11 protein-coding genes are annotated in these 7,296 nt (G+C 41.1%); all 11 read left to right on the top strand.

Features of this window, described 5'->3' with window-relative positions:
- Positions 1-566: 566 nt before the first annotated feature.
- The 11 genes from ACHUFZ_RS20885 (at position 567) to ACHUFZ_RS20835 (ending at position 7,087) form a co-directional block, all read left to right on the top strand.
- A complete protein-coding gene (locus ACHUFZ_RS20885) occupies positions 567-890 on the top strand; it encodes a hypothetical protein (protein ID WP_394128667.1) in 324 nt (107 codons plus the stop codon).
- 752 nt (positions 891-1,642) lie between these two features.
- Complete coding sequence (locus ACHUFZ_RS20880) at positions 1,643-1,948, top strand: NIPSNAP family protein (RefSeq protein WP_182110718.1); 306 nt, start codon at positions 1,643-1,645, stop codon at positions 1,946-1,948.
- Positions 1,949-2,100: 152 nt separating this feature from the next.
- On the top strand, positions 2,101-2,451 hold the full coding sequence (locus tag ACHUFZ_RS20875) for a hypothetical protein (protein WP_394128666.1): 351 nt from the start codon (positions 2,101-2,103) through the stop codon (positions 2,449-2,451).
- A gap of 147 nt (positions 2,452-2,598) precedes the next feature.
- On the top strand, positions 2,599-2,937 hold the full coding sequence (locus ACHUFZ_RS20870; protein WP_394128665.1) for a hypothetical protein: 339 nt from the start codon (positions 2,599-2,601) through the stop codon (positions 2,935-2,937).
- Between the two features lie 665 nt (positions 2,938-3,602).
- On the top strand, positions 3,603-4,049 hold the full coding sequence (locus ACHUFZ_RS20865) for a GNAT family N-acetyltransferase (RefSeq protein ID WP_394128664.1): 447 nt from the start codon (positions 3,603-3,605) through the stop codon (positions 4,047-4,049).
- A 139-nt stretch (positions 4,050-4,188) separates the two neighbouring features.
- Positions 4,189-4,683 (top strand): GNAT family N-acetyltransferase, encoded by a 495-nt coding sequence (locus ACHUFZ_RS20860; RefSeq protein ID WP_394128663.1) that lies wholly within the window; start codon positions 4,189-4,191, stop codon positions 4,681-4,683.
- A gap of 143 nt (positions 4,684-4,826) precedes the next feature.
- Positions 4,827-5,276 carry a hypothetical protein gene (locus tag ACHUFZ_RS20855; protein WP_045390267.1) on the top strand — a complete coding sequence of 150 codons (450 nt, stop codon included), beginning with the start codon at positions 4,827-4,829 and terminating at the stop codon, positions 5,274-5,276.
- A gap of 150 nt (positions 5,277-5,426) precedes the next feature.
- On the top strand, positions 5,427-5,810 hold the full coding sequence (locus ACHUFZ_RS20850) for a hypothetical protein (protein ID WP_394128662.1): 384 nt from the start codon (positions 5,427-5,429) through the stop codon (positions 5,808-5,810).
- A 187-nt stretch (positions 5,811-5,997) separates the two neighbouring features.
- On the top strand, positions 5,998-6,255 hold the full coding sequence (locus ACHUFZ_RS20845) for a type II toxin-antitoxin system Phd/YefM family antitoxin (protein WP_005448240.1): 258 nt from the start codon (positions 5,998-6,000) through the stop codon (positions 6,253-6,255).
- The gene (locus ACHUFZ_RS20840; RefSeq protein ID WP_025796191.1) at positions 6,243-6,545 is read left to right on the top strand and encodes a type II toxin-antitoxin system RelE/ParE family toxin; all 303 of its coding nucleotides are present in this window, start codon (positions 6,243-6,245) and stop codon (positions 6,543-6,545) included. The genes ACHUFZ_RS20845 and ACHUFZ_RS20840 overlap by 13 nt, the downstream gene beginning before the upstream one ends.
- 164 nt (positions 6,546-6,709) lie before the next feature.
- A complete protein-coding gene (locus ACHUFZ_RS20835; RefSeq protein ID WP_394128661.1) occupies positions 6,710-7,087 on the top strand; it encodes a nuclear transport factor 2 family protein in 378 nt (125 codons plus the stop codon).
- Positions 7,088-7,296 lie beyond the last annotated feature (209 nt).

The following is a 7,296-nucleotide window of genomic DNA, read 5'->3' as shown; positions in this document are numbered from 1 at the left end:
TCTACTTCAAATTTAGTGTTTATGGCACAATGCTTTAGGTTTGGGGGAGGCGTTGTTCACCCCTTAATTGGGCGTTAGGTGAGCTAGGGCTGTATCAAAAGACGGGAAAGGCACTAGCTCTCGATATAAATGGATAAGGATATTTATGGATATTGTTCTAGGAATTATTGCTGTATTCATTAGTAAAGCAGTATTAGGTTTGTTTGACTTAGATTATTCTGTGTTTTTTGATGACTTCAATTTTAAGCTATTAGTAATACATGTAATTTCTTATTTAGTTGCTATCATAGTGATGAACTTTGTATATAAAAAATCTAGAAAGCTACTTAAGCTAGACTAGTTAGTACCGTTGCTTGTTCGAGTAAATTCACCTAACAAAGCGTTTAAGACAGATTCGCAACGCTCGGCATTTTCGGTTTGCTTTTAATTTAGTGTTTACGGCACAATGGTTTAGGTTTAGTGGTGGCGTTGCTCACTACTTAACGCGGCGTTATGTAATAGGGGGTAATTTGGAAGTTTCGTTCAGTAATTGTGATATCCGAGCCTATCGAAATCAACGTGATCGGATGGTGCTTCATTGTCAAACAGTGGTATTTATAGATTGTGGCGGTTGGCACTTTCCAAGCGACTATTTCACCCAAACTCGATTTTATGTGGTCCTTTCTAATGGCGAAGAACTGGAGTTTGAAGTACAGATGTACTGCGATAGTGAGTTTGCATTTAATGGAACTAACAATACCTACACATTCAAGTTAAAGGCAACGACTCACTACCATGAGGTCGAAGATCAAGTTGTTATTCTAGGTATGTCTTCAGATATAGACTTTCCTCATGGCTTAACACCCATTAGGCACAAGCAACTAGGTGTAATCAGAAATACTGCCAATTAGAATTATTACATAACAATAAATTTAAGCAGATTCGTAACGCTTGGCATTTTTGGTTTGAATCGGCTTAAGTGTTTACGGCACAATGGTTTAGGTTAGTGGTAGCGTTACTCACTACTTAATTTGGCGTTATGTTTACTTGTATTTCAAGGGCTTAAGGTTCTTAGGCTGAAGTTCTTTGTCCCTCTGGCAATTCGTCTCTAGTAGACTCAGCAAATCAGTATTGTCGGCCTAAATTCTTGAACCTCTCCGCCCGTAAAACATGCCAATGTTCGCGGGTTGCTTCATTGTCAGGTCGTGGCGGTTGGCTTCTGGTTTAACTGGCCCAAAGTCGCTTCTAGGCTCTTAGCCAATTAGCATTTCGGCTTGGCAGTTGTCTCGGCAATTCAGCATTGTTTTGCGCTTTGGTTGGAAAGAAAGGGCACTTGTTGGAGCTTAGTCAGGTTGCCTCATTGGGCAGGGAAGTGGCATTACTCGTTTCTGGTTGGTCGCCTTTGGCGGCCAAGTTGGTTTCAGCCTTGTGGCTTGCTTCAGAAAAGTAGTTAGAAATATCAGTTCTTTCTCAAGTAAATCATGTATTTGTGGTAAAACATAACAAACAATTCAACAGTGATTCGCAACGCTTGGCGCTCTCACTTCTGGTTGAATTTAGTGTTTACGGCGTAGGATTCAAGTTCTGTGTCTGCGCTGCTCACACGTTAATTGGGCGTTATACGTTGCGCATAAAATTAAGCAATTAGAAGGATTTAAAGCTTATGATTACTTGCTATGTCAGGTACGTGATTGACCCGAAAAAGGTCAAAGAATTTGAAGAATACGCAAGAATGTGGATTCCACTTGTTGAGAAGTTCGGTGGTCAACACAATGGCTATTTCCTACCGTCAGAAGGTGCGAATAATATAGCTCTAGCTTTGTTCACATTTGAAAGCTTATCAGCATATGAAGAGTATCGTGTTAAATCTTTAAATGATCCTGAGTGTATTGAAGCTTTTGAGTTTGCAGATAAAGTAGACTGCATTATTAGCTATGAACGTAGCTTTTTTAGACCAGTGCTCGGGTAAGGAAGCAACGTATAACAAGCAATTTAAGAGGGATTCACAACGCTTGGCATTTTTGCTTCCACTTCAAATTTAGTGTTTATGGCACAATGCCTTAGGTTTAGGTGGAGGCGTTGCTCACCCCTTAATTGGGCGTTATGCTCTAGGAGGTAATTTTGCTCGATTTACTCAAAAAAGTGGTTCTAATTAACCTCTCTGCGGCTCTTGTTGTGATCGCTCTAGCCCAGTTTGTTCCATTCTTTGCTACCACTCAGTTGGTCGATTTTCTTTTCTTTGTTGTCATCGTCATATGGGTTTTGGCGAAGCTAATGTGGGAAGGTGGAGTCCATAGTAAGACGACACGGTTAGATGACCCTAGAACAGACAAAGTCTACAAAATGGTAGAAGGGCATGATTTCGACAAAGACGAACGCGAGCACTATCGAATGAACTACCAGACAGGTTTAGTTTTCTTTATAGCCGGTCTGCCAGCGTTTATAGCTTGTTTAGCCCTTCAATTTCTTTGAGCACGAGCATAACAATAAATTCAAGCAGATTCGCAACGCTTGGCATTTTTGGTTTGAATCAACTTCAGTGTTTACGGCACAATGCTTTAGGTCAGGTGGTGGCGTTGCTCACTACTTAATTTGGCGTTAGGCGAATAGGAGATAATATTGGCTAAGGTTACTAGAATCCAAGCGGGGCAGTACTCGGTGGATGATGGGCGTTTTATCGTAAAGCAAGGGTCAGGTTGGCTTGTACTTGATGCAAACGGTTCTCATAATTTCGGGCCTGTACCTACACTCGCATCTGCGAAACAGTATATCGAGTCGGGAACCACACCGTTGGGGCAACATAATTTGTCCACGAAACATGGCAGAAGGCAAAGTAAAAAAGAGTTCAATTCATATTTGGCATCTGAGGCTAAAAATGGAAACCCGATGCCCGCAATTTTGTGGTTTGTTGTTCTTTTCATAGTCTGCGGTGTTGTATTTGCTGTTCGAGGTTATTAGATAGCTACAAGTCATCGCCTAACAATAAATTTAAGCAGATTCGCAACGCTTGGCATTTTCGGTTTGAATCAGCTTTAGTGTTTACGGCACAATGGGTTAGATAGGGTGGTAGCGTTGCTCACTACTTAATTTGGCGTTATGTAACCCATGGAGTTTAGGAGTCTTTTAGTGCGGAAGTATGTTGGAAATAGAATAATATGGCCTCATAAGTACTTAACTTGGCAGTCCCAAATGATATGTGTACTAACTTTAGTTTCAATCGTCATTGGGCGTGGCATATATCAGGTTGTAAATCATAGTACTTTATATCCTGGGCTATTTGTGTCTCTTTATATGAGTGCAGTCATCGCATGTTATCTATATGACAAAGGTCTACCAATAGGGTCTGTAATAGTTGATTTTGAGCCAAACGACCTCACCAAGCAGTACAGTAGATTGGCTATAACTTCATTATCATCTGTGATCTATACAGTATGCATACTGAAAGGTGTAAGTTAGATTGTACCGAAGCAAATGAAGCGCGATTACATAACAATCTGTTTAAGAGTGATTCGCAACGCGTGGCATTTTTACTATGCGTTGCGTTTAGTGTTTAAGGTGGTCTGCGGAGGCTTCGGTATTGCGTTGCTCACACCTTAACAGGGCGTTATGTGCTCGGAGGAAATATGGAAATTCAGAAGGCTCTAAAAACGGATTTAGACGCGGTAACAAGGCTTGTTTCAGAGGTCTCTGCCGAGGATGTGCTTCCATTGCTTAATGAGCAAGGAAAGCAAGAATATAAGGACAGAGTATTGCCTGACCTAGCGTCGACTCTAGATGATGAGAAGTTTTCATCAATTAAGGCGGTATCGGATGGGAAAGTTCTAGGTTTTGCCGCTTTGCGTGGTGGAAATTATCTAACTCATTTGTTTGTAGCAAATTCACAGCAGGGTTCAGGTTTAGGTCGTACTTTATTAAATCATTTGCTTAATCAGACAGACGCTCGTGAAGTTAGCCTACGTTCATCGGTGAATGCTGTTGGCTTTTACAATCGTAATGGTTTCGTAGCAACAGGTGAAGAAGCAGAGTTCAACGGAATTCGGTTCGTGCCAATGTCTTTAGTACGCACATAACAATAAATTTAAGAGTGATTCACAACGCTCGGCGCTCTCACTTCAAGTCAGTTTAGTGTTTATGGCACAATGCTTTAGGTAAGGTGTCAGCGTTGTTCACACCTTAATTTGGCGTTATGTGCTTTAGAGGAAAGTATACATGGAAGTAGTAGAAGCTAGCCCTGATTTGGCTTCAATGTTAGCTAGTTATGCGAAAGAATGCTTCGATTCGGGTATCCCCAAATACGAAAATGTTGAGCTAAACCCTGAAGCCTATTTGTCAGGTTTGGTTGAGCGGTCTAAGGCAACCTCCGAATTACCAAATGGGTATTTGCCAAGTACAACGTATTACTGCGTTTCGAACTCTGAAATCTTAGGCGCTATTAGAGTTCGCACTGGGACTAATGCGAACGTAGAGAATGTAATAGGGCATGTTGGTTACGAGACTAAACCATCAGCTCGTAGCAAAGGCGTTGCTTCGTTTCTTCTCGCTTGGGTGCGTGACCATGTTGTAACTGACTCGGTGATCGTTACCTGTTCAATTGATAATCCAGCATCTCAAAAGGTTATAGAAAACTGCTGTGGTGAATATCTGGGTAACTATACAGATGATAATGAAGGCACAGTAAGGCGCTACCGTTTGGCACGCACATAACAATAAATTTAAGCAGATTCGCAACGCTTGGCACTTTTGGTTTGAATCAACCTTAGTGTTTACGGCACAATGGTTTAGGTAGGTGGTAGCGTTGCTCACTACTTAATTTGGCGTTATACGCTTATAGGGTAATGGAGACATAAATGGCAATTTTCGGTGCAGGTTCAAACTGGGGTGGTACTGAAGTCAAAGGAGAGTTTTTTGAGAACAACAAGTTTGTGCTTGGCTGGAATGAAGACAACTCTAAAGACCTTTACGAAGCGGTTTCTCAGCTTAAAGTCGGCGATATCATTTATTTGAAAAGTGTAAGTCCGAGGTACATTCGCAATATCGAAGTAAAAGGTATCGGTATCGTTACTAAAAGCTTTATTCAGTGCTTACAGTCTGGCGAGTATGGTGCTGTTGATATTTCGGATTGGAACGCTCTGTTTATCAAAGTCAATTGGGTAAAGCAGACTAGCTTCGTAATTGAGGTGCCTGAAGACGAAGGTAAGCTTACAAACGTTCGTCCAGCAACGTTTTATGAAGAGTATCTCCCTTACGTTCAGGAAAAAATAGTGAATGAACTCACATCATCGTTAGCACGCGTATAACAAGCAATTTAAGAGGGATTCACAACGCTTGGCATTTTTGCTTCTACTTCAAATTTAGTGTTTATGGCACAATACCTTAGGTTTGGGTGGAGGCGTTGTTCACCCCTTAATTGGGCGTTAAATGCACGTGCGTTCTAATAGGATTTACGGATGAGTCGAAATATAGAATTTAGAACTAATTTATGGCATTGGAAAATGGTGTTGTCCATGGTGACAAGCTATGTGGTTTTCACACTTATTTTCAATTGGTTCTACGAAGCTGAATTTCAATTATGGTCATTTCTAGTCGGAGTGACGAGTATGGTGGTTGTGTATTCAGTTTTAGCCTTGTTTAAGAAAACTCATTTGTCAGTTGTGGGGAATGATGTTTTCCTCCGAGGACTCAAGGCTGAGTTGATGGCTAAGAAAGGTATGCTTGGGCATCAATATATTCAGATTACCTCAAATACAGAAACGGGCTACCATCGGCTTAAAGTTACCAAGAATCAGATTTCTTTTTCAGACTGGGAGTTTCTGTTGGGAAAGTGCATTTAACAATAAATTTAAGCAGATTCGCAACGTTTGGCACTTTTGGTTTGAATCACCTTTAGTGTTTACGGCACAATGCGTTAAGTAGGTGGCAGCGTTGCTCACTACTTAATTTGGCGTTAGCCGTCATGGAGCTTGCTATACTCAAAGTGATAGAATAGTATCACTTTAGTATTCCTTTGGAGCAGCTCTCATGAAAGTAGAACTAGTTACATCACTTAAACGTCAAGCAACTAAGATCCTCGCCGATCTCCACGACACCAAAGAGCCAGTGTTAATTACTGAGCATGGTAAGCCATCCGCTTATCTCGTTGATGTTGATGACTACGAGTTTATGCAAAATCGTTTAGCTATTCTTGAGGGTATTGCACGAGGTGAGCGTGCACTAGCTGATGGTAAAGTTGTAAGTCATGATGAAGCCAAGGACAAAATGTCAAAATGGCTGAAGTAATCTGGACTGAACCAGCGTTATCTGACCTCAACGATATCGCTGAATACATCGCACTTGAAAATATCGTAGCTGCAAAGCAGTTAGTGCAAACGATCTTCTCCAAAGTCGAACGCCTACAAACTTTCCCAGAGTCAGGTCGTATTCCACCCGAGCTAGAACATTTAAGTTATCGTGAAGTTGTCGTCAATCCATGTCGTGTTTTCTATAAACAAGACGGTGACAAAGTGTTTATTCTGTTTGTTATGCGTGCAGAGAGAGATTTGCGTAAGTTCCTGTTGAGTAAACAGTAACCTTTGGGAATGAGCAGCTAACAAACTGTTTAAGAGTGATTCGCAACGCGTGGCATTTTTACTATGCGTTGGTTTTAGTGTTTAAGGTGGTATGCGGCGGCTTCGGTATTGCGTTGCTCACACCTTAACAGGGCGTTATATGCCTTTGAAGTTTTGGAGACCAAATGGATATTCTCATTGAGCAAGAGATCGAGTTGCATCAATATGAAATACGTCAAAGTAAAACGGATATTGAGCGTCTAATCCATCCTAGTTTTGTGGAAGTTGGTAAATCAGGTACGAGTTATGATTTCGACTCAATTATAGACATGATGGAATGTGAGGAACCCTCAAGTACTCGTATACATTCACAGAGGTATGAATGTATTCAGCTAGAACCTTCTGTTCAACTTCTGAGGTACGAATCAGCTCTGGTAAGTGAATTTGGCGAAGTTAGTGATTTTGCTAAACGTTGTTCAATTTGGACATTTACAGGTACTTGCTGGCAACTCAAGTATCACCAAGGCACACCGTGCTCGCCTTTCGAGCTAGAACATAATTAAAGCTTAAGAACACGGGCATATAACAATAAATTTAAGAGTGATTCACAACGCTTGGCGCTTTCACTTCAAGCAAGTTTAGTGTTTATGGCACAATGGTTTAGCTAGGTGGCAGCGTTGTTCACACCTTAATTTGGCGTTAGGTTTCGGAAAGGGATATATGGAAATCAAAGACTACAGTGATGACTTTTTGGAAGCAGTAAGCGAGCTGT

Source organism: Vibrio hepatarius (assembly GCF_043642085.1).
GTDB lineage: Bacteria > Pseudomonadota > Gammaproteobacteria > Enterobacterales > Vibrionaceae > Vibrio > Vibrio hepatarius_C.
This window is presented reverse-complemented; position numbering and strand designations above follow the sequence as displayed.

Coding starts and splice junctions, on each gene's coding strand:
- ACHUFZ_RS20885 (WP_394128667.1), top strand. CDS start 567: ATGGTGCTTCATTGTCAAACAGTGGTATTTATAGATTGTGGCGGTTGG.
- ACHUFZ_RS20880 (WP_182110718.1), top strand. CDS start 1,643: ATGATTACTTGCTATGTCAGGTACGTGATTGACCCGAAAAAGGTCAAA.
- ACHUFZ_RS20865 (WP_394128664.1), top strand. CDS start 3,603: ATGGAAATTCAGAAGGCTCTAAAAACGGATTTAGACGCGGTAACAAGG.
- ACHUFZ_RS20860 (WP_394128663.1), top strand. CDS start 4,189: ATGGAAGTAGTAGAAGCTAGCCCTGATTTGGCTTCAATGTTAGCTAGT.
- ACHUFZ_RS20855 (WP_045390267.1), top strand. CDS start 4,827: ATGGCAATTTTCGGTGCAGGTTCAAACTGGGGTGGTACTGAAGTCAAA.
- ACHUFZ_RS20850 (WP_394128662.1), top strand. CDS start 5,427: ATGAGTCGAAATATAGAATTTAGAACTAATTTATGGCATTGGAAAATG.
- ACHUFZ_RS20845 (WP_005448240.1), top strand. CDS start 5,998: ATGAAAGTAGAACTAGTTACATCACTTAAACGTCAAGCAACTAAGATC.
- ACHUFZ_RS20840 (WP_025796191.1), top strand. CDS start 6,243: ATGGCTGAAGTAATCTGGACTGAACCAGCGTTATCTGACCTCAACGAT.
- ACHUFZ_RS20835 (WP_394128661.1), top strand. CDS start 6,710: ATGGATATTCTCATTGAGCAAGAGATCGAGTTGCATCAATATGAAATA.